Consider the following 20,222-nt stretch of genomic DNA (forward strand, 5'->3'; position numbering starts at 1 on the left):
GATGCAATCCAGCTACAGATTCTTCACGTCTTCCCTGTAAGTCTTTCTGCGCCTTGTTTCTAGATTCATTTCGAATGATGATCCTTGCCGAGGTTGAAGCCGGAACGCTCAATCGTTCACGGTCTTGGCAAGGTGCAGCAGCTTCCCGCGTCGGGCGGCTCGTCGGCACTTGATTCCATAGCCACCTGCCAACCCCCTCCCGGCCCCGAGGTGTCGGTTCCCTTCTTCCATACAGTCATGTAGCGGCCAGTCAGGGTTACGGTCTGGCCATGTTGATCTTTGAAGGCCGCTTCGTAGTGGCCCCACGTGAATCCCATATTGTTTGACGGGCCCATCTGAGCGCCCTGCGCCACCCACGTCAACTGATACTCTTTCGGGTCCCACTGCGCCTGTGCCGCGATGGCGATCTTGCCCATGACGGGCGACTTTCCGTTGGCCAGCGACACGGCATCGTCGGCAAACCAGCTTGAGAATGCCTTTCCTCCACCTGCGGCGACGGAGGCTGCAAACTTGGTCTCCAGCTCCAGCAGCAGGAGGATGCCAGGTGTAAACGTTGGCTGGGTGAGCGGGCTGATCTTGTACCCGCTCTGTGGGAGCGGATCGTAGGTCGATGACTTCGGCGGCTGGTTCTGATTCCGGACCTGGGAGTTTACTAGCGGTAGCGGATCGAGCTGGCCCTGAGCCTGAGCGCCCCGAGAGTGGCAGTAAAGTCCGCAGAGCAAAGCGGTGACTGTCACAAGGTGACGCATACCGACCATGCTACCAGCCGGAAAGGTCTTCGGTGTGGCGCAACTGTCGGCTGCAATCGACATCGTCATCGCTGGGTTTACGCTTGTCTGGATTGGTATTCCGAACTGTTATTCTTCGCAAGCGATGGCAAATGACAAACCCCTGCGATCCCTTCCGACCGGCTTCGTTTTGCCTATTTGCGCGGCGGCGCTTTTGCTATCGGGCATCGCCGCTGGCTGGTTGATTTCTGGGATGCCAGTCACTGGTTTGATTCTTCGCTGGGCGGGAATCGCGTTGCTGGCGGCACATGCAGGCAGCCGGCGATCAGTCACCCCCTGGATCATTGCGGCAATGATCGCCGGGGCCGAGATCGGCTTCGATGCCCCTTCCTTTGCGGTGCATCTACGGGTCTTCTCAGACATCTTTCTGCGGCTGATCAAGACGATCGTCGCTCCGCTGATCCTGGTGACCCTGATCACGGGAATCGCCGGGCACGGCGACCTGAAGGGCGTTGGCCGGATGGGGCTGCGCAGCCTTGTCTACTTCGAGGTGGTTACGACCCTGGCGCTGGCCATCGGGCTGATTGCCATCAATCTGAGCCATGCCGGAGCTGGCCTGACCCTCCCTATAAGCCCGCACGACTCGGTCGCCACGCCGCCACCGCTGCAATGGGAAGATTTTTTGTTGCACATCTTCCCGGAGAACATCGCGAAGTCTATTGCGGAGGGGCAGATCCTGCAAGTTGCGGTCTTCGCTGTTTTGTTTGGAATTGCGCTGACGACGCTGCCCGATTCCAAGCGCGGTCCGGTGCTGCGGCTGACAGAGTCGCTCTCCGAGGTGATGTTCCGGTTCACCAACGTGGTGATGTACTACGCGCCGATTGGTGTGGGTGCGGCGATGGCGTTCACGGTGGGCCACATGGGGCTGGGCGTGATGGTGAACCTGGGCAAGCTGCTGCTGACCTTCTACGCAGCCCTGGTTGCGTTCGCGCTGCTGGTGCTGCTCCCGGCGGCTCTACTCTTTCGCGTGCCGATCCGGCGGTTTCTGCGAGCCGTGGCCGAGCCTGCGACGATCGCCTTTGCGACTTCCACCAGCGAGGCCGCGCTTCCAAGGGCAATGGAGTGCATGGAGGCGTTGGGAGTGCCGCGGCGCATCGTCAGCTTCGTGATTCCGGCTGGATATAGCTTCAACCTGGACGGATCGACACTTTACCTTGCGGTGGCGAGCATTTTCGTGGCGCAGGCGGCGGGAGTACATCTCTCGATTGGCAGGCAGCTTGCGATGATGGCGACGCTGGTGCTGACCAGCAAGGGAGTGGCGGGCGTTCCCCGCGCGGTGCTGGTGGTGCTGCTGGCAACGGCTGCGACCTTCGGGCTGCCGACAGAGCCGATCTTCGTCATCCTTGGGATCGACGCGATCATGGACATGGCGCGGACGATGATCAACGTCGTCGGCAACTGCCTGGCTTCGGTGATCGTCGCGAAGTGGGAAGGTACCTTCGACACGGAGCCTGCGTCGGAGGTGGTTCGTGAGGGTACTGTCGCCTGAGCGACAGAGCTTTCGCAGGATCGATTGGCCGCTCGAAACCTCGATCTTTGGCGTCTAACGATTGATATACTAAGGAGCTACGGCAGGCGGCGAAGTAGCTGTCCCGGCAAGCTCGAAGGACCTGTTCGCGACCCATCGCCAGCGTTCAAGTCCACATCCACGGGCAGACAGGTACGTGAATGAGCAGCATCCTCGAGACGATCGAATCCCCCGCAGACATCAAGAAGCTCTCGCTCCCTCAACTGGAGACTCTCGCCGCAGAGATCCGCGAACGGCTAATCCATAGCGTCTCGAAGACGGGCGGCCACATTGGGCCGAACCTTGGCGTGGTCGAGCTGACCCTTGCGATGCACTACGTCTTCGACACGCCGACGGACAGCTTCGTCTTTGATGTAAGTCATCAGGCTTATGTCCATAAGTTACTGACGGGAAGAGAGAAGCTGTTCCATACGATTCGACAACCGGGCGGACTGAACGGCTTCATGCTTCGGACTGAAAGCGAGCATGACAGCTACGGTGCGGGACACGCCGGGACGGCGCTGAGCGCGGCTCTGGGGATGGCTGTAGCGAGAGATATGTCCGGAGGGTCGGAGCATATCGTGGCGCTGGCCGGGGACGCCGCGTTTACCAACGGCATCTCATTCGAGGCGCTGAACAACATTGCCTCGCAGACCAAGCGGATGATCATCGTGTTGAACGACAATGCCTGGTCGATCGACAAGAACGTCGGGGCGATTGCGGAGTACTTCCATAAGATTGTTACCAATCCAACCATCGCAGGGCTGCACGAGCGAGCTAGCGGGCTGATCGGGCGATTTGGAGGTAAGACAGCTACGCACCTCCGGCGCAAGGCGGAAGAGGCGGCCAAGGGTCTGATCGGGCCGGGCATGCTCTTCGAGGAGTTCGGGCTGACTTACTACGGCCCGCTTGATGGGCATAACCTTCCACTCTTAATCGAAACATTTAAGTTTTTGAAGCAGCAGAACCGGCCTGTTCTTCTCCATGCAATCACGCAGAAGAGCCGTGGGTTCCAGCCTGCAATCGAGCAGCAGAAGAAGTTTCACGGCCTGGGGCCTTACAACGCCGAGACTGGCGAAACAAAGCCGGCTGGGCAAAAAACTTACTCGGAGATCTTTGCGGAAAGCCTTTCAAAGCTGGCAACGGCGAACGACAAGGTCGTCGCCATTACGGCTGCGATGCCGAATGGGACGGCGCTTGACCTCTTCCGGCCCCTGCATCCGACGCGTTACTTCGACGTGGGAATCGCCGAGGAACATGCGGTCATCTTCGCCGCGGGCATGGCGACCAAGGGGTACAAGCCGTTTGTCGCGATCTATTCGACCTTTCTGCAACGAGCGTTCGACCAGATCGTGCACGATGTCTGCCTGCAGGAGCTTCCCGTGGTCTTCTGTATGGATCGTGGCGGACTTTCCGGCGACGATGGGCCAACGCACCATGGTCTGTTCGACATCAGCTACCTACGCAGCGTGCCCAACCTGATTCACATGGTTCCGAAGGACGAGGATGAGCTCGCGGACATGATGTACACGGCGATGCTGCATCCGGGGCCATCGGCGATCCGCTACCCGCGTGGGGTCGGGCCGGGAACGCCGGTGAAGGCTAAGCCGGAGGCGCTAGAGATCGGCAAGGCCGAGGTCATCCAGGATGGCGAAGATGTCGCGATCTTCGGGCTGGGAGCGATGCTGCCTGAGGCGATGCGGTTGGCTGGGATGTTGGAGAGCGAAGGGATCTCGGTGGCTGTCGTCAATCCCCGGTTCGCTAAGCCGGTCGACGCCGCGTGCGTTGAAGCCTATGGACGGCGATGCGGCCTAATGATCACCATGGAGGACCATGTGCTCGCGGGCGGGTTTGGGTCGGCGATTCTGGAGTGCGCGAACGAACAGGAGATCGCGACACCGGTTGTGCGGATCGGATGGCCGGATGAGTTCATCGAGCACGGGAAGGTGGAGGCTTTGCGCGCCAAGTACGGGCTGACCGCCGAGGCAGCAATGGAGAAGATTCAGCCCTATCTGGCGACGCTGCGAAACGAGCGGATGGTGGCTCGGTAGAAAAGCCCGGGGCTGAAGCCCCGATTTCCGTATGCTTTTGAAAGTTCGGGCTAAAGCCCGAACCTACTCCGAAAGACCTTCAATGAACTGCCGTCAGCGCCTGAATTTTTTAGCGGCTATCGGCGATCGATATCGGCTAACCTATTTAGTTACTTCAACTCCACGCCAGAATGCGACGTGATGTTTTACATTACGGGCGGCGGGCTTTGGGTCAGGGTAGTACCACGCTGCGTCCGGATTCTCCTGGCCGTCGACAAGAAGGGTGTAGTAGCGTGCCTGGCCCTTCCAGGGACAGCTTGAAGTCGTTGAACTCGGCTTGAAGAACTCGCGCTTCACTGACTCGTCGGGAAAATAGATGTTGCCCTCTACGGTCTCGTACGTTTCGCTTTCCGCAATTGTCTGGCCATTCCATACTGCTTTTGCCATATCAAACGTACTCTCATTCTTATCAATAGTTTACGGCGAACGCACACGATTTCCACAGCGCTGCCGGGGTTCTGGAACCCGAAATCCAATGACGCATTTGTAACAGAAGATTGCTCGAAACGGAAATGGGCCGCACGAGCGGCCCACATCGGTTAACAACCTGCTGGCTACTGCCTACGCGTAGGTTTCGACGACTGCGCGGGTCTTCTCCGGGTCAGGAACGGCCAGCGGGACCGTTGGAGCTGGGCCAGCCACCTTGCGCTCGTAGGTGCATGGGGCGTGGGTCGGCTCCTCGACGGGAGCCCCTTTCTTCGGGCGGCGCTTCGGCAGCGCCGCGTGATTGTTGGGGCAGACGTAGGAGGTTCCCTTGTCGTTGACCACTTCAAGCAGATAGGCGCTGTCGCACTTCGGGCAGGTCTCGTTGATGAGCTTGAGATTGCTCGCATAGTCGCACTTGGGGTAGTTGGTGCAGCCATAGAAGACGTCGCCGCGCTTGGTCTTGCGAGCAGCGAGGTCGCCGCCGTCCTTCGGGCACTTTACGTCCAGCAAGTCCTGCTTGACATACTTGCACTTGGGATAGCCGCTGCAGGCGATGAACTCGCCATACTGACCGTCCCGCTGAAGCAATGGTTTTCCACACTTAGGGCAAGACTCTTCAAGTTGCACTGGAGGTTTTGTCTGTACCTTCTGCGTAAGCTTGCGGATGGTCTTACACGGAGGATCGTCGTTGTATCCGGGGCAGGCCATGAACGGGCCCCAAGGGCCGTTGCGAAGAACCATGACGCGGCCGCAGTTGTCGCAGAACTCCTCTTCGGGGACGTCGTCGGCTCCGGGGGCGCTGAGGTCGGGCTTGGCGGCGAAGTTCTCCTTCGTGAAGTCGCAGCTTACGGCTTCGACGATGACCTTCTTGCTGGTGCCTTCGGCAACCTTGGCCTGGGCGTCGTTGATGGCGGACTGGAGAGCCTTATTGTCGGCGACCTCTTTGGAGAAGTCCGGCATCTCTTCAGTCATCGCTTTCACTTCTACCGGGAAGTTCAACGTATCATTGATCTTCTTCAATAGAGCTTTGGGATCCTTCTTCCAAGGTCCCATGGCCACCGTCATCGGCTTGGCCTTCGAGAAGGCGCTGCAGGCGTAGAAGCTGCCGAACTTGCCCCACTTCAGAATGAGCGCGCTGCCGCACTTGTCGCAGGTCTGGTCGGTGACCTGCTCCATACGCTTGATGTCTTCCATGTGGGTGCCGGCGTAGAGGAGTTCCTTCTCGAAGTGGTCGTAGAAGCCATTGAGGAGGTCAGTCCATTTCTCCTCGCCGTCCTCGACCGCGTCGAGCTCGCCCTCGAGTTTGGCGGTGTACTGGGCGTCGAAGATATACGGGAAGTTTTTGACCAGCAGACCGGTGACAACGGTCCCAATCTCCGTCGGGACGAACTTGCCCTGGATCTTCTTGACGTAGTCGCGATCCTGGATTGTGTTGATGATGGACGCGTAGGTGGACGGGCGACCGATTCCCTGCTCCTCAAGCACCTTTACCAGAGAGGCCTCGTTGTAGCGCGGCGGAGGCTCGGTGAACTTCTGCTCGGAGTCTACGGAGAGCATGTCGAGGGACTGGCCGTCTTTCATCTCGGGCAGGATGGTGTCCTCGGAGGCGTTGTCCCAAACGGCGAGGTAGCCGTCGAACTTGAGGATCGAGCCCGAGACGCGGAAGTTATAGGTGCGATCGGATTTCGCGGCGATCTCAACCGTGGTCTGGTCGAAGACGGCGGGAACCATCTGCGAGGAGACGAACTTCTGCCAGATCATCTTGTAGAGGCGGTACTGCTCTTCGCTGAGGTGCGCTTTGATGGAGTCGGGGGTGTAGTCGACGCGGGTGGGGCGGATGGCCTCGTGGGCGTCCTGGGCGTCCTTCTTGCCCTTGTAGTCGTTGGCGCTGGCCGGGAGGTACTTCGCTCCGTGCTTCTTCTGCACGTAGTCGCGGGCCTCGGTGATGGAGTCGGCGGAGACGCGGGTGGAGTCGGTACGCATGTAGGTGATGAGGCCGACGGTGCCGTCCTTGCCGATCTCGACGCCTTCGTAGAGGCGCTGAGCCACACCCATCGTACGGCGGACATTGAAGCCCAAGCGGCTGGAGGCGTCCTGCTGCAGCTTGCTGGTGGTGTAGGGAGCGGTGGGGTTGCGCTTCCGCTCCTTGCGCTCGACGGAAGCGACCGACCACTGCGCCTTGCGCATCTGGGCGATGACTTCTTCGGTGATCTTTTCGTTCGCGAGAGCTCCGGAGAGAAACTGCTCCTTGCCTTCCTTGTCGACGCCGTTGGAGACGCGGGAGGTCTCGCCGTCGATGCCGGTGAATTTGGCGACGAAGTCCTGCTTGCCGGCCTGGAGCTTTGAGGTGATGTTCCAGTACTCGACGGGGTTGAAGGCGTTGATCTCGCTCTCGCGCTCGACGATGAGGCGGAGGGCGACGGTCTGGACACGGCCAGCGGAGAGGCCGCGACGGACTTTATCCCAAAGTAAAGGCGAAACCTGGTAGCCGACCAGACGGTCGAGGACGCGGCGGGTCTGCTGGGCGTCGACGAGGTCTTCGTTTACGTCCCGAGCCTTCAGGAAGGCCGCCTTGACCGCCTTCTGGGTGATCTCATTAAAGGTTACGCGCTTGATCTTCGACTTGTCCTTTACCATCGGCGCAAGCTGCATGAAGAGATGCGCTGCGATGGCCTCGCCTTCGCGGTCGGGGTCGGGTGCCAGGTAGACCATGTCCGCCTTCGCGGCGAGCTTCTTCAGACGATCTACAACCTTCTCTTTGCCGGGTGAGACGATGAGCGTCGGCTCAAACGTCCGCTTCTTCAGCTCCACGCCGATGTCGTTCTTTGGCAGGTCCATGATGTGGCCAATGGAGGCCTCCACCACGTAATCATTGCCGAGATATTTATTGATCGTCTTTGCCTTTGCGGGCGACTCCACGATCACCAGTGACTTTGCCATTCGTTCCCTTCTCGTACGTTTACATCTGAAAAACGCAGCCTCAAATCCGGCTGCTCGATCGGCTTTCCAAAACTCACCGATTCCATGCGAACCTAACACGGTTGCGATCCCACGTCATCTCCACCTATCGGGAGGAGGGACGAACCGCAGCCGTGAAGGTCACTTTTTACACAGGCCTTTCCTAGCCGCGGCTACCCCGTCCGGGAGGTGCTGCTCACACGAGCAAATCGGCAAAGATCACTTTACGTTTCAACGGTTTCCAGCAGCAGGAAAGGCTAAAACGTGCGAACGTAATTCTTGCCTGGCAACTGCTTCACTCTGCCGGAAAGTTCCAGTTCGAAGAGTGCCGCAAAAATCTCTGCAGAACCCATCTCGCCATCCAGGCCTTCGATCAGTTCGTCGAGTTGCAGCGACTCATCCTGCCGCAACCGCTCAAAGACTATTCGCTCTGGCTCGGCAAGAGGCTTCTGGTTAAACAGTGATGCGGTCAGCGATGAGTTCGATTCACCGCCGCCCGTGGTGGCCTGCCCGGAGCTCGCGCGCTGGGCGCCCATCTCGTCCTCAAGCTGGAGCCGGATCTGGGTGGGCAGGTCCTCCCATACATCCTCCCATGTTGCGGTCAGCTTAGCTCCCTGCTTGATGAGCGTGTTTGGCCCCCATGCGTTCTTGTTGGTCACGTTGCCGGGGACGGCGAAGACATCGCGGTTCTGCTCCATCGCGCAACGGGCGGTGATGCGGGTGCCGCTGTGCTCTCCTGCTTCGATGACGAGGACGCCGACGCTGAGGCCGCTGAGGATACGATTGCGTAGCGGAAAGTTCTGCGGTGCGGGGAAGGTGCCAAAGGGGTACTCGGTCACGATGGTGCCGCCGTTGGCGACGATGTCTTCGGCGAGCTTTTTATTCTCCTTGGGGTATATGACGTCGATTCCCGTGCCCCAGACGGCGAGGGTTCTCCCCTTCGCGACAAGCGCGCCCTTGTGCGCGGCGGTGTCGATGCCGCGAGCCATGCCGCTTTGGATCACGAGGTTGCGCAGGGCGAGGTCGCGGGCGAGCATCTCGGCCATGCCTGAGCCATAGACGGTCGGCGACCGGGTGCCGACGACGGCGATTCCGGGACGATCGAGCAGGTCGACCGGGCCGCGGATCCAGAGCACGGCGGGAGGGTCAAAGATCTCGAGCAGGCGTTCGGGATACTCGCGGTCGTCGCGAGTGAGGAAGGTAACGCCGGGCTCGGTCTCGATGCGCTTGATCTCGTCTTCGGCGGTCGCGCGGGCGCGGCCATCGAAGAAGAACTGCGCCGCACTGGCAGGCATGCCGAGAGACTCAAGCTCGGTCAGCGATGCCTCAAAGATGCGCTCCGCCGCGCCGATACGCTCCATTGCGCGTGCAGCTCGCCGCGGCCCCACCGCCGGGGTCAGCGTTAACGCCATCCAGGCGAGCCGCGCCATCTCGCGCGCAGCCCCCTTCTCCAACTTCCCACCTGCACCCATGCGCATTCCCTTCCAGCTCTGTTAGAAACGCGGCCCTACGGATGAGGGCAGAGCCTAATGGAGAGAGAGGGGCGTGTCAAGGAGGCAAGGGTGAGCAAAGCGCAGCAAGACGCAGCGAAAGGCAGTCAAAAGACACCCGATGAGAGATTAATGAGAGAGATGGCTCTCGAAATGTGCTTCCAAGGCTGATTTTCGGGCCAAAAGGGGATCCGTGCGGCGGCGAACGGGTCAATCGGCGTGGCAACGGGATTGCATGTTCTTTCTGCAAGACGATGCCACAACTACTCGAGATGGAAGTACCCGCAAGAAGCACAGACTCGGCCCGCAGCAGGGGCGAGAGTCGGTTGATGGAGCTGAACGACGCTCTGAGTTACGAGATGCAGCGGGAGCAAGAGGTGGAGCTGCGGGTGGAGCGAGCGCTTCTGCTTGCTTTCCTGGGGCTGGAGCTCGAAGCACGCAACGATCACTTCCGAGTGCTGGAGCTCGATGAGACGCATCGCACAAACCTGCTGGAGCTTGGCCGGCTGCTGGCGAAGACGGGCAATCACAAGGCGGCACAGATCGTTTATGCCCAGTCGGTGACGCATCATCCAAACGATCTTGTGGGGCTGGTGAATCTCGGAAGTGTGACGCTGCAGCTTGGCGACTCTGCTGGAGCGCGGGAGCGCTATGAGGCTGCGCTTGCTATCGATCCGGAGTTCGTCGAGGCGCATGGCGGAATGTACTACGCGCTGAAGGGGCTCGGCGAGTTTGACGCGGCAGTGAGGCACGCGCAGAAGGCCTTCGGAAGAAAGAATGTCTTTGCGGCACCCTATCGCGGCGATGAACCAGCGATACCGGTGATCCTGCTGGTCTCATCGACGGGCGGAAATACGCCGGTGGAGCGACTGCTGGACGAGACGGTCTTCCAGACATACATTGTGGTTGCAGACTTCTTCGACCCAAATACGCCTCTACCGGAGCATCGGCTGATCTTCAATGGGATCGGCGATGTGGAGGTTGCGATCGAGGCCCTGATCGCTGCGGAGAACCTGATCGCGCAGTCGCGGGCACGCGTGCTCAACGCGCCGTCTGCGGTGCTGGCGACCAGTCGTGCAGGCAATGCGTCGCGCATGACTTCCCTGACCGGGGTGGTGACAGCCAAGACCAGGCTCTATCCGTATGCATTGCTGGCGGGCGCGGGTGGTGCCAAAGCGCTTGATGAGGGTGGCTTCAGCTTCCCGCTGCTACTGCGTGTGCCGGGGCTCCACATGGGCGAGCACTTTGTCGAGGTGGCGGGCGCGGACCAGCTTGCTGCGGAGGTCGCCGGACTGCCCGGTGAGGGACGGGAGGGAGCGGAGCTTCTGGCGATCGAGTTTCTCGATGCCCGAGGAGCGGACGGATGCGTGCGCAAGTATCGCGCCATGTTTGTCGATGGCAAGATCTATCCACTGCACCTTGCGATCTCGTCGAAGTGGAAGATCCACTACTTCAGCGCCGACATGGCGGAGCGGCCGGACCATCGTGCCGAAGAACAGCGGTTTCTGCAGGACATGGCCGGTTTTCTTGGACCGAAGGCAATGAAAGGTCTTGCCGCGATCCAGGAGGCGCTTGGTCTCGATTACGGTGGAATCGACTTCGGGATCGGCCCTGATGGTGACGTTCTGCTCTTTGAGGCCAACGCGACGATGGTAGTGGAACAGCCGGCGGATGATCCTCGGTGGGAGTATCGCCGGGCCAATGTACACAGCATTCACAATGGCTTCCGCGAGATGCTGATGAAAAATCTGCTCGTTTCTTAGCGGCCCGTGAGGACTTCGTGTCACACATATGCGACATCCGACGTGCCATGATAGAAGTGAGAGGTTTTCATGGAACAGGTTATATCCGACTCACTTGTCTTCTTCGGAGCCACGGGCGACCTCGCCTACAAACAGATCTTCCCGTCGCTGCAACGGCTGGCGCGACGCGGCAAGCTGAACATGTGCGTCATCGGGGTAGCGAAGTCCGGCTGGAACCTCGAACAGTTCAAGGCGCACGCGACCAAGAGCCTCGAGACCCACGGCGGCATCGATCCCGAAGGCTACCCGATCCTGATGGAGCGCCTGCGCTACGTTGACGGCGACTACGCTGATCCGCAGACCTTCAAGAACGTCCGTGCCGAGCTTGGCAAGTCGCAACATCCGCTGCACTACCTGGCGATTCCTCCAAGCCTCTTCGGCGAGGTAATGGACCAGTTGAAGCTGGCCGGTTGCGCAGATGGCGCCCGCGTCATCGTCGAGAAGCCGTTTGGCCATGACCTCGAGTCGGCCATTGAACTCAACAAGACGGTGCAGAAGAGCTTCCAGGAACAAGACGTCTTTCGCATCGACCACTACCTCGGTAAGAATGCTGTCCAAAATCTCCTTTACTTCCGATTTGCGAACGCGTTTCTTGAGCCCATCTGGAACCGGCAGTACGTGAAGTCGGTCGAGATCACGATGGCCGAGAGCTTCGGCGTGCAAGGCCGAGGCAGCTTCTACGATGGCGTGGGCGCGATCCGCGACGTTGTCCAGAACCACATCATGCAGCTCGTCTCGAATATTGCAATGGAACCGCCTCCGGGCATGGACATGGAGCTCTTCCGCGATGAGCGCGTAAAGGTGCTTCGGGGCATCCTGCCCATCAAGCCGGAGGATGTCGTGCTGGGCCAGTTCGAGGGCTACCTGGACGAGCCTGGGGTAGCAAAGGACTCGCGCGTCGAGACCTTCGTGGCGATGCGTTTGAATATCAACTCCTGGCGCTGGAAGAGCGTTCCCTTCTTTATTCGTACAGGCAAGTGTCTGGGAACGACCGGAACGCAGATCGTGGCGCGGCTGCGCAAGCCGCCTATGATCTTCTCTTCCGAGCAGAGCAGCCAGAACTACATCCGCTTCCAGGTGAGCCCTGATGTGAAGATCGCCATTGGAGCGCTAGAAAAGTCGTTTGGGCAAGGCTTTATCGGGCACCCGACAGAGCTTGTCGCCGCGACGCCTCCTACCCCAAACGACATGCTGCCCTACGAAGAGCTGATTGAAGATGCGATGATTGGCAACCAGCGGCGGTTTGCGCGGCAGGATTATGTTGAAGAGTCGTGGCGACTGCTCGACCCGATCCTCAGTGCGAATCTGCCGATCCAGAAGTATGCTCCGGGAAGCTGGGGACCTGCGGAGGCAGACATCCTGCACGGGAAGTACGGCGGCTGGTCGAACCCAGCGTAGATGTGCGCGCTGCTGCCATGACCCTCTCTAATCAGCCGTCATTCTGAACGGAGTGAAGACTCTCCATATCTTCTGTACGGGACACCCGAGGATTGTTAGCGGCACGAGCGAGATGCGGGATTCTTTGGCTGCGCCTCAGAATGACGGACTAGACACTAGCTGCTTGATGACTCCTCTGATTCAGGCGCAAGTTCTGGCTTACGGCAGGCCTGCCAAACCATCCCAGGCTCCAGCCAATCAGCCCTATGGCTAGCGCTATTAGGATGATCCCGGCTACGAGTATGGCGTTTGTAACAACGGGCGTCGACGGTTCCGGGGACAGCGAAAGTTCACTTGAGGCTTCGCGGAGTGACCCACGCTTGTCGGGAACCGACGGCTCAACGTTGGGCAGAGGCTCTGGTTCGGCTGGAGTGGAGGGTCGGCTTGCCGCAGACATCTGCGCCGAAGTCTGGCCGCTGTAGGGAGCTACCGTGGGAAAGCTCATGCGTGCGTTGGCCGCGATACTGGAGCGGCCCGTTCGAACGCCCGAACGGCCACCGGACGGAGGTTTACTGGCTGGGTCTTCCCAGACAGTACGCACGCGCGGCGCGTCGGCGGGGCGCGGCGGGTAGTTTGGCCGGCTTGCGGGATCGCGGAGGTCGAGAGCCGCAGGGACGCCCTGAGATTCCGACGCGATGGGGAACGCTGCTTCGACCTCCTTTGGGTTCTTCATCCGCGTCAGCCAGCCGGAGCGCCGGTCCGCAAGATCCTGCAACTCTTCGCAGAGCTCGCTGGCCGTCTGGTATCTTGCAGCGGGATCCTTCTCGAGCAGCTTCAGAATTACGGCCTCAAGGTCAGCGGGAATCTCACCGTTCAGGGAGCGAATGGGCTCCGGGCCTTTTTCGGCGAGGAGCTGAACGAAGACGAGAGCGCTAGTGCTTCCCTGGAACGGGAGTTGGCCGGTGGCCATCTCGTACATGACGACGCCCAGCGAGAAGAGATCGGATCGAGCATCGAGGTCTTCGCCCTTTGCCTGCTCGGGCGACATGTAGGAGGCGGTGCCTACGGTAGCGCCCATGGTTGTGAGGTGCGCGGCGAGCTTGCGCTCTTCGCTGGCGTACTGTTCCACCTTGGCAAGACCGAAGTCCAACACCTTGGCCTGCGAGGTGCCGTTGAGCTTCTTGACGAGGAAGATGTTGGCCGGCTTAATGTCGCGATGGACGACCCCGCGAGCGTGGGCGGCGGCCAGCGCGTCGGCGACCTCGGCGGCGTGGCGGAGGATATCTTCGGGACGCATTGCGGATGCGCCGATGCGCGCCTTCAGCGTCTCGCCTTCGAGTAGTTCCATCACCAGGTAGGGAGCGTTATCCTGCTCGCCGATGTCGAAGATAGTGCAGATGTTGGGATGGTTTAGGCCGGAAGCTGCGCGGGCCTCGCGGAGAAAGCGCTCGCCGATTCCGGGCATGGTGAAGCGGTCGTCGATCACCTTGACGGCGACGTCGCGATGTAGGCGGGCGTCCCAGGCGCGGAAGACTTTGGCCATGCCACCGCCGCCCAGTTCACCCAGGATCTCGTATGGCCCCAACTTCTGTCCCGGTTCAGGAAACATGGCGAAGCTCCATCATAACGCCTCAAGTTTCACGTTACGTTCAGGTGCGATGGGAGTTTCGGGGCATGGACTCGCTCTATAATCCACGTGTGCTCTCCTCTTCCTCAAGCATCTCGAGACAGCTCCCCGGCCAGACCCTGCTCTTCGATGCGGACGACACGCTGTGGGAGAACAACATCTACTTCGAGCGGGCGATCACGAGTTTTATCTCGTATCTCGATCATCGTGTGCATACTCCGCAGGAGGTTCGCGAGCACTTGAATCACGTGGAACATGCCATGGTCGCCAGCAGCGGATATGGGCTGAAGAGCTTTCGCAAATCGCTGATCAAGTGCTTCGAGCAGCTGACCTCTTCGCCGATCACGGAGGAGAAACATCGCAGGATTGTGAGCTTCGCGAACTCGATTGCAGAGCAGGAGATTGAACTTCTGGCCGGGGTCAGTGAGACGCTTCCGCAACTCGCTTCGCGCCATCGCTGCATCCTGGTCACTAAGGGCGACCCTGCGGAGCAGACGGACAAGCTTCGGCGTTCTGGATTGGAAGATTATTTCGTCGCCGTCGAGGTGCTTCCGGAGAAGCACCAGGAGGCCTACCTGAGTCTGAGCGCGCACCATGGCTGCGACAGTGCGACAACATGGATGATCGGGAACAGTCCGCGGTCGGACATCAATCCCGCACTGGCGGCAGGACTGCACGCGATCTTCATCCCGCACGACTTTACCTGGGTGCTGGAGCACGAGATCGTCAACCAGCCCAAAGCTGGTCAGCACTTGCTGGAGCTTGGAGGCTTCGCGGAGCTTGGGCAGATCTTTTAGGGCGAGCAATCCGGGGCTACAGCTCCCCGCTACTCCTAAACCTCTGAAACCGGAGTTCTTCAACAGCTTCCTTGAGATGCGGCATCTCCACGGAGGGGCGCAGGGGTGCTACACTAACACTCGTGATGCACACCGCTCTCGATTGCAGCCTCCCGGCTGACGAGATCATGCGGAGGTGGCGAAATTGGCAGACGCACTAGCTTGAGGTGCTAGCGCCGCAAGGCATAGGGGTTCAAGTCCCCTCCTCCGCACCACTCCTTTTTCCTCTTCAAAGATGAAGCAAAGAGCAAGGCCAGCCCTAAGCGCTGGCCTTTTCTATTGCCGCCTTTCTGCGATTCCTCTCCGATACAACTTACGTTTGTTCCGGCGTTTACCGAATCAAGGAATCACTGGAATGGGCCGATCATGCACAGAAGAGGCATAGGAGCGGTTGGCCTATCAGAGTGCTCCAAAACAGGTCACGCGACCGTTGGAACCAGCCATCACAACACCGGGGACAAGATGGGGTCACGATGAGCATCCGCCGATTTCTGAGACGTGACGACGGTCAGACCACCGTGTTTTTCGGCGTCATGATCACCGTCATCATCGCTTTGGTCGGACTTTCGGTGGATGTCGGGAACCTCTGCTTCACCGAGAACAAGCTGCACACGGCGGCTGAGGCAGCCGCGCTCTCGGGGGCGCTGGAGATCGGTTCCTGCCTGGGGGTGAGCAACTGCAGCGCCATGCAGACGGCAGCTACCTCAGCGCTAGCTGAGAACGGATATACCGGCAGCACGCTGGTGACCAACTGCGGCTCGACTTCCAATACGGCGCTGACACTTCTCTTGAACAATCCGCCGTGCTACCGGGGTTCCGCCGATCCGAACCAGGGTAAAACAAAGTATGTCGAGGCCGTTGTTTCCATGCCGGTGCCAACCTATTTTGTTCGGCTGATCGGTTACACCACGGTGCTGCTCACGGCCCGGGCGGAGTCGGTGCGAACCTCCAACCCGAACTGCATCTATGCGCTCGACCAGAGCAGCGCCAACGCGATCACGGTCGCCGTGCTGGCGTCGCTCACGGCGACGTGCGGCGTTGTGGATGAGTCGAACTCCTCGGGTGCCTTCGGCTGCGCCTTGTTTGCAGCGGTCTCCGTCCCCAATCTGAAGATCACAGGAGGGATACAAAATCTTCTCTGCAGCGTCAGTCCTACACCTCGGACCTCAGTTCCTGTTCCCAACCCCGCCGATCCGCTTTCCACCCTTCCCAAGCCGACCGTGCTCTCTTGCGGGGCGAGCCTGCTATCGCCCTACCATGGCGCGGCCGGTCCGCTGGTCATCGTGGGAAACGCTGTGCTCTATCCGGATGCCGCGTATTGCGGAGGGATTACCGTCGGGCCACTGGCAAATGTGACCTTCATGCCTGGAACGTACGTGATTCGCTCGGTTGGCCCGCTAGGAGGCATCACTTTCAGTCTTCTCTCAACGGTCACCGGCACCGGCGTCACCTTCTACAACTACGGCCCCAACGGGGGTATCAACTTTGTGGCGTCGTCGATCACGCTCGGCCATCTGACACTTACCGCACCGACGTCGGGCACCTATGCCGGCATCCTCTTCTTTCAGGACCCGGGAGATACCGCGGCCGCGATCATTGTGGCGAACTCTTCCCTCAACACAACGCTGACAGGAGCCTACTACCTGCCTACAGCGACGGTGACTTGCGCGGTGAGCGGCTCCTCGACGTACAACATTATCGTGGCGAAGGACATCAACTTTGCGGCCCTCAGTTTTCCGCTAGGGACCTTCGGCACAACTTCGGTTACAAACGACTATTCGTCGCTTGCGAATGGATCTCCTCTTGCCGGCGGAGGTTCGGCCTTAGTCCAATGAATGGTACGGGGTGCTCTGGGAACGAGAGGACCATTCTGGACGGTCTTTGCCGGAGGTTGGCACGTCTCCGCGTGGACGACGGCGCGTCGAGCCTGATCGAATGCGCGCTCTTTCTGCCGATGGTTCTCGTGCTTCTGCTTGGTTCCGTCGACTTCGGCAGAGCGTTCTACGTCAACCTTGAGGTTGAAGCGGCAGCCGAGGCCGGAGCGCTCTATGGCGTGCAGAATCCGAGCGACACCAGCGGGATGCAGGCTGCGGCCGCCCTGGACGCTCCAGACATCAACTTGCTCTCCTCCACGGCAACCTATGGAACCGAGTGCTCTGACGGCACCATGATCACGCCAGCGAATTCGGCTGTGCCGAGTTGCAGTGTGAACGCCGTGACCTACGTCGAGGTGACGACGAGCATGACCTACAAGCCCTACTTCACCTATCCCGGCATGGGAGCGACGTGGAGCCTGGCCAGCAAGGTGCACCTGCGGACAACGCAATGAATCGGCGGGCTCTAAACGACGACGGAAGAAACGCCTTCCGGAGGCTTGGGGCGGAAGAAGACGGCGTGACGATCATCGAGACCGCGATCGTCGTGATCTCCATGCTTCTGCTAATGACCGGCGTGATCGACTTCTCCCGGGCTCTGTATGCCGACATCTACATCGGGTATGTGGCGCACTCCGCGACACGGTACGCCATGGTGCGCGGGAGCACGTTTTCCGGGACCTCGTGTACCACCACGGCGACGCAGAACTGTGATGCGACCGCAAGCGACATCGTGACCTACGCCAAGGCCTCCGCGCCGTCGGGGATCGCGACGGGCACGGACATGACGATTACTCCGACCTGGCCTGGGACAGGGCCGAATGGATCCTGCACGACCACCAACGGAACGAACAGTCCCGGCTGCATCGTGAAGGTGCAGGTAAGCTATAACTTCCGCTTTGCTCTTCCGTTTGTCTCAAACAGCGTGCTGGTCCTAAAGAGCGCCTCTTCGGTAACGATCGTCGAGTAGCAGCGAACTTCTCGCTCTTGGACAGAATTCTCCTGGTTAAAGACCTCATTGACCAAGAACGAATTGACCTGCTCGGGTCTCCTTCAGTATCGTTGGCAGGCGTATGCTGGATTAATCGATTTAGCCAGCCAGTCAGAAAGTCATCCCAGAGATTTAAGATTCAACCTGAGTGGTATCCACCTGATTTACGAATGAGGAGAAGATCATGTCGAACTCTGTATTCAGCAGCTTCGAGACGGTAAAGTTTGAAGGCGCTGACTCCAGCAATCCGCTCGCCTACCGCTTCTACGACGCGGAACGAGTTGTCATGGGTAAGCCGCTCAAAGACCATCTCCGCTTTGCCGTCGCGTACTGGCACTCGCTGGCAATGACTGGGAGCGACCCTTTCGGCGGCCCGACGATCAACCGCCCGTGGATGGCGGCTGGCGATCCGATCGCGCAGGCGAAGGTGAAGGCGGACGCGGCGTTCGATCTCTTCCGTGTGCTCGATCTGCCGTTCTATTGCTTCCATGACGCCGACATGGCGCCTGCAGGCGAGACGCTGGCCGATACGCTGAAGAACTTTCACACCATGGCCGACTACCTCGACGAGAAGATGCAGAGCTCGAAGACGAAGCTGCTATGGGGCACGGCAAATCTCTTCTCCGCCCCGAAGTTTATGGCGGGAGCCTCGACCAATCCTGACCCTGAGGTCTTCGCATGGTGCGCCACGACGATCAAGCACTGTATGGATGTGACGAAGCAGCTTGGCGGATCGAACTACGTCCTGTGGGGCGGTCGCGAGGGCTACGAGACGCTGCTGAACACGAATATGAAGCAGGAGCTCGACCAGATGGGCCGAATGCTCTCGCTGGTGGTCGAGTACAAGCATAAGATCGGGTTCGACGGTCAGATCCTGATCGAGCCGAAGCCGAAGGAGCCCACCTCGCATCAGTACGATTTTGACGCGGCGACGGTTTACGGATTCCTGAAGGCTTATGGGCTGGAGAAGGAGGTTCGCGTAAACCTTGAGGCGAACCACGCCACGCTGGCAGGCCACAGCTTCGAGCACGAGATCGCGACCGCCTCAGCGTTTGGCATCCTGGGGTCTCTGGACATCAACCGCGGGGACGCGCTGTTGGGTTGGGACACCGACCAGTTCCCCAACGACCTGTGGACGATGACGATGTCGATGTACCACGTCATCAAGGCCGGCGGCCTGGGCAAGGGCGGATGCAACTTCGACGCGAAGGTGCGCCGCCAGAGCTTCACGGCGGAGGACATGATCCACGCCCACGTCGGAGGTGCGGACCTCTGCGCTCGGGCGTTCCTGACGGCGGCCAAGCTGATCGAGGACGGCAAGTACGACGCGATCCTCACCGAGCGCTACGCGGGCTGGCAGCAGCCGGAGGCACAGGCCATGTTCAGCGGGAAGTGGTCGCTCGACGAGATTGCGGGCTGGGCAGAGAAGGAAGCGATCAACCCGCAGCCTCGCTCCGGCAAGCAGGAGCAGATCGAGAACCTGTTGATGCGGAGCATCTACACAGACAAGATCTAACTACATCGACTCCCAACATAAACAGGCGGCGTCTCCGCTCATCAAAGCGAGACGCCGCGTTTTGTTTTGCGAAAGGTCCTAAAACGGTCCCTAACGAAACAGCGGGCCCAGACGATGAGCAGATAGAAGCCATAATTCACTGATTCTATGGTGCCCGGAGGGGGACTTGTTCTTCAGCCCCTTATTGATGGATCGTAAGTTACTGATTCTGCGTTGCGCCAAACACGGTCAAAATGCCAGAAACGCATGCCGTGGGCACAATCCGGGCACGCGACGTTCCATTTGGCACGACGTTCCAGGAAAGATGTTCGCGGGAAAGAGTCGGTTTCATATCTGTTTCACATGAACCCCGCCACCAGAGCGTCAGGAGCGCCATACGCGCGATTTGGTCGTGGCGGCTAGGGTGGTAGCAGTGAGCTTCAAAAGGCTTCTGTCGGCGCTGATTATGAAGAATAAACCGCCTTCAAAAAGTCGATGGCAGATGGTGTCGTAGTCGTCGCCAGCGAAGAAACTGAAAACTACGTAACACGGTGAGTCTGCTTAGTCTGATCAATCTATAGTTTTATGGCGTTTGAGCCGTCCGTCTAGGTCAGCGGTTTCCCGGCACGCCTTCAGGAGATCATCGCCAGTCCTAGCAGTTCGAAGGGCGGCACGGATGACCATGCTGTCTGTAACGCGAAGCCCCTGACCTAACAGCCAAGCAACAAGCTCTCGAACGATGCGCCGATCCTCTTCGTGGAACCAAAATTGAGTGGCTTTGCCGATTCTACGTTTCGATTTGGCCGCTGACGCTTCGAACCTTGTCCCCGGTGGTTTCTGCGGGTCGGGTGCAACGGTTACGGTTGCCTTTGGCGGCAACTTGCGTTGAAGCGCTGCGACCAAGCTAGCCCTTTATGGCGAATCGCCAGCCCAGTGGCGGTGTGTATAATCTCGGCATCCA

The 20,222-nt window shown here is 59.6% G+C and carries 14 protein-coding genes and 1 tRNA gene; 10 read left to right on the top strand and 5 right to left on the bottom strand.

From position 1 onward, the window contains the following. Nucleotides 1–116: 116 nt before the first annotated feature. Complete coding sequence (locus OHL18_RS11990; RefSeq protein ID WP_263375084.1) at nucleotides 117–812, bottom strand: YybH family protein; 696 nt, start codon at nucleotides 810–812, stop codon at nucleotides 117–119. 169 nt (nucleotides 813–981) lie between these two features. Here OHL18_RS11990 and OHL18_RS11995 point away from each other — a divergent pair, with 169 nt between their 5' ends. Both OHL18_RS11995 and dxs read left to right on the top strand, forming a co-directional pair. Beyond that, the gene (locus OHL18_RS11995; RefSeq protein ID WP_263375085.1) at nucleotides 982–2,277 is read left to right on the top strand and encodes a dicarboxylate/amino acid:cation symporter; all 1,296 of its coding nucleotides are present in this window, start codon (nucleotides 982–984) and stop codon (nucleotides 2,275–2,277) included. A gap of 179 nt (nucleotides 2,278–2,456) precedes the next feature. Beyond that, on the top strand, nucleotides 2,457–4,346 hold the full coding sequence (gene dxs / locus OHL18_RS12000; protein ID WP_263375087.1) for a 1-deoxy-D-xylulose-5-phosphate synthase: 1,890 nt from the start codon (nucleotides 2,457–2,459) through the stop codon (nucleotides 4,344–4,346). A gap of 141 nt (nucleotides 4,347–4,487) precedes the next feature. Here dxs and OHL18_RS12005 read toward each other — a convergent pair whose 3' ends face one another. From OHL18_RS12005 to dprA, 3 genes are all read right to left on the bottom strand, one after another. Further along, nucleotides 4,488–4,772 carry a DUF427 domain-containing protein gene (locus OHL18_RS12005; protein WP_263375088.1) on the bottom strand — a complete coding sequence of 95 codons (285 nt, stop codon included), beginning with the start codon at nucleotides 4,770–4,772 and terminating at the stop codon, nucleotides 4,488–4,490. 174 nt (nucleotides 4,773–4,946) lie between these two features. After that, nucleotides 4,947–7,751 (bottom strand): type I DNA topoisomerase, encoded by a 2,805-nt coding sequence (gene topA, locus OHL18_RS12010; RefSeq protein ID WP_263375089.1) that lies wholly within the window; start codon nucleotides 7,749–7,751, stop codon nucleotides 4,947–4,949. A 275-nt stretch (nucleotides 7,752–8,026) separates the two neighbouring features. Then, nucleotides 8,027–9,241, bottom strand: coding sequence for a DNA-processing protein DprA (gene dprA, locus OHL18_RS12015; protein WP_263375090.1), 1,215 nt, complete (start codon nucleotides 9,239–9,241; stop codon nucleotides 8,027–8,029). A gap of 347 nt (nucleotides 9,242–9,588) precedes the next feature. Between dprA and OHL18_RS12020 the strand changes: the two genes are divergently transcribed. Further along, nucleotides 9,589–11,022, top strand: a complete 1,434-nt coding sequence (locus tag OHL18_RS12020) for an ATP-grasp domain-containing protein (protein WP_263375091.1) — start codon at nucleotides 9,589–9,591, stop codon at nucleotides 11,020–11,022. A gap of 69 nt (nucleotides 11,023–11,091) precedes the next feature. Next, nucleotides 11,092–12,459 carry a glucose-6-phosphate dehydrogenase gene (gene zwf / locus OHL18_RS12025; RefSeq protein WP_263375092.1) on the top strand — a complete coding sequence of 456 codons (1,368 nt, stop codon included), beginning with the start codon at nucleotides 11,092–11,094 and terminating at the stop codon, nucleotides 12,457–12,459. 148 nt (nucleotides 12,460–12,607) lie between these two features. Here zwf and OHL18_RS12030 read toward each other — a convergent pair whose 3' ends face one another. After that, the gene (locus tag OHL18_RS12030) at nucleotides 12,608–14,047 is read right to left on the bottom strand and encodes a serine/threonine protein kinase (protein WP_263375093.1); all 1,440 of its coding nucleotides are present in this window, start codon (nucleotides 14,045–14,047) and stop codon (nucleotides 12,608–12,610) included. A gap of 65 nt (nucleotides 14,048–14,112) precedes the next feature. On the opposite strand from OHL18_RS12030, the gene OHL18_RS12035 reads away from it, so the two are divergent. The 6 genes from OHL18_RS12035 to xylA all read left to right on the top strand — a co-directional run bounded on the left by OHL18_RS12035 (nucleotide 14,113) and on the right by xylA (nucleotide 19,282). Next, the gene (locus OHL18_RS12035; protein WP_263375094.1) at nucleotides 14,113–14,862 is read left to right on the top strand and encodes an HAD family hydrolase; all 750 of its coding nucleotides are present in this window, start codon (nucleotides 14,113–14,115) and stop codon (nucleotides 14,860–14,862) included. Between the two features lie 169 nt (nucleotides 14,863–15,031). Further along, nucleotides 15,032–15,116: transfer RNA gene (locus OHL18_RS12040), tRNA-Leu, on the top strand. A 258-nt stretch (nucleotides 15,117–15,374) separates the two neighbouring features. Further along, the gene (locus tag OHL18_RS12045; protein ID WP_263375095.1) at nucleotides 15,375–16,736 is read left to right on the top strand and encodes a pilus assembly protein TadG-related protein; all 1,362 of its coding nucleotides are present in this window, start codon (nucleotides 15,375–15,377) and stop codon (nucleotides 16,734–16,736) included. A 56-nt stretch (nucleotides 16,737–16,792) separates the two neighbouring features. Then, nucleotides 16,793–17,230, top strand: coding sequence for a TadE/TadG family type IV pilus assembly protein (locus tag OHL18_RS12050; RefSeq protein WP_263375096.1), 438 nt, complete (start codon nucleotides 16,793–16,795; stop codon nucleotides 17,228–17,230). Nucleotides 17,231–17,295: 65 nt separating this feature from the next. Then, nucleotides 17,296–17,745, top strand: a complete 450-nt coding sequence (locus tag OHL18_RS12055; protein WP_263375097.1) for a TadE/TadG family type IV pilus assembly protein — start codon at nucleotides 17,296–17,298, stop codon at nucleotides 17,743–17,745. Nucleotides 17,746–17,950: 205 nt separating this feature from the next. Beyond that, entirely contained in the window at nucleotides 17,951–19,282 is a 1,332-nt protein-coding gene (gene xylA / locus OHL18_RS12060; protein WP_263375098.1) for a xylose isomerase, read from the top strand. The last annotated feature ends 940 nt before the right edge of the window (nucleotides 19,283–20,222 follow it).

The sequence above is a fragment of the Granulicella aggregans genome, from assembly GCF_025685565.1.
Taxonomy (GTDB): domain Bacteria; phylum Acidobacteriota; class Terriglobia; order Terriglobales; family Acidobacteriaceae; genus Edaphobacter; species Edaphobacter aggregans_B.

Excerpts from the sequence above, each read along its gene's own strand:
- OHL18_RS11990 (WP_263375084.1), bottom strand. The coding sequence starts at position 812 with ATGTCGATTGCAGCCGACAGTTGCGCCACACCGAAGACCTTTCCGGCT.
- OHL18_RS11995 (WP_263375085.1), top strand. The coding sequence starts at position 982 with ATGCCAGTCACTGGTTTGATTCTTCGCTGGGCGGGAATCGCGTTGCTG.
- dxs (WP_263375087.1), top strand. The coding sequence starts at position 2,457 with ATGAGCAGCATCCTCGAGACGATCGAATCCCCCGCAGACATCAAGAAG.
- OHL18_RS12005 (WP_263375088.1), bottom strand. The coding sequence starts at position 4,772 with ATGGCAAAAGCAGTATGGAATGGCCAGACAATTGCGGAAAGCGAAACG.
- topA (WP_263375089.1), bottom strand. The coding sequence starts at position 7,751 with ATGGCAAAGTCACTGGTGATCGTGGAGTCGCCCGCAAAGGCAAAGACG.
- dprA (WP_263375090.1), bottom strand. The coding sequence starts at position 9,241 with ATGGGTGCAGGTGGGAAGTTGGAGAAGGGGGCTGCGCGCGAGATGGCG.
- OHL18_RS12020 (WP_263375091.1), top strand. The coding sequence starts at position 9,589 with ATGGAGCTGAACGACGCTCTGAGTTACGAGATGCAGCGGGAGCAAGAG.
- zwf (WP_263375092.1), top strand. The coding sequence starts at position 11,092 with ATGGAACAGGTTATATCCGACTCACTTGTCTTCTTCGGAGCCACGGGC.
- OHL18_RS12030 (WP_263375093.1), bottom strand. The coding sequence starts at position 14,047 with ATGTTTCCTGAACCGGGACAGAAGTTGGGGCCATACGAGATCCTGGGT.
- OHL18_RS12035 (WP_263375094.1), top strand. The coding sequence starts at position 14,113 with ATGGACTCGCTCTATAATCCACGTGTGCTCTCCTCTTCCTCAAGCATC.
- OHL18_RS12045 (WP_263375095.1), top strand. The coding sequence starts at position 15,375 with ATGAGCATCCGCCGATTTCTGAGACGTGACGACGGTCAGACCACCGTG.
- xylA (WP_263375098.1), top strand. The coding sequence starts at position 17,951 with ATGTCGAACTCTGTATTCAGCAGCTTCGAGACGGTAAAGTTTGAAGGC.